The following is a 686-nucleotide window of genomic DNA, read 5'->3' as shown; positions in this document are numbered from 1 at the left end:
ACGACGCTCCCACGGCTTGTAGGCACACGGTTTCAGGTACTATTTCACTCCGCTCCCGCGGTACTTTTCACCATTCCCTCACGGTACTATCCGCTATCGGTCACCAGGGAATATTTAGGCTTAGCGGGTGGTCCCGCCAGATTCACACGGGATTTCTCGGGCCCCGTGCTACTTGGGAGATGAGCAAGCAAGCCGTACAGATTTCGTCTACGGGGGTCTTACCCTCTACGCCGGACCTTTCGCATGTCCTTCGACTACCCATACGGTTTCTGACTCGCCCAGCCGCCGGCAGACGACTGAAGCTCATTCCCACAACCCCCCAAGCGCAACCCCTGCCGGGTCTCACACGCTCAAGGTTTAGCCTCATCCAGTTTCGCTCGCCACTACTCCCGGAATCACGGTTGTTTTCTCTTCCTGCGGGTACTGAGATGTTTCACTTCCCCGCGTTCCCTCCACACTGCCTATGTGTTCAGCAGCGGGTGACAGCCCATGACGACTGCCGGGTTTCCCCATTCGGACACCCCCGGATCAAAGCTCGGTTGACAGCTCCCCGGGGCCTATCGCGGCCTCCCACGTCCTTCATCGGTTCCTGGTGCCAAGGCATCCACCGTGCGCCCTTAAAAACTTGGCCACAGATGCTCGCGTCCACTGTGCAGTTCTCAAACAACGACCAGTCACACACCCTC

The 686-nt window shown here is 58.5% G+C and carries 1 rRNA gene; it reads right to left on the bottom strand.

The window, feature by feature from the left end:
- Window positions 1-631, bottom strand: a 23S ribosomal RNA gene (locus tag J0670_RS38735); the annotation flags it as partial.
- Window positions 632-686: the final 55 nt, after the last annotated feature.

The organism is Streptomyces sp. FH025, assembly GCF_017427025.1.
Classification (GTDB): domain Bacteria; phylum Actinomycetota; class Actinomycetes; order Streptomycetales; family Streptomycetaceae; genus Kitasatospora.
This window is presented reverse-complemented; position numbering and strand designations above follow the sequence as displayed.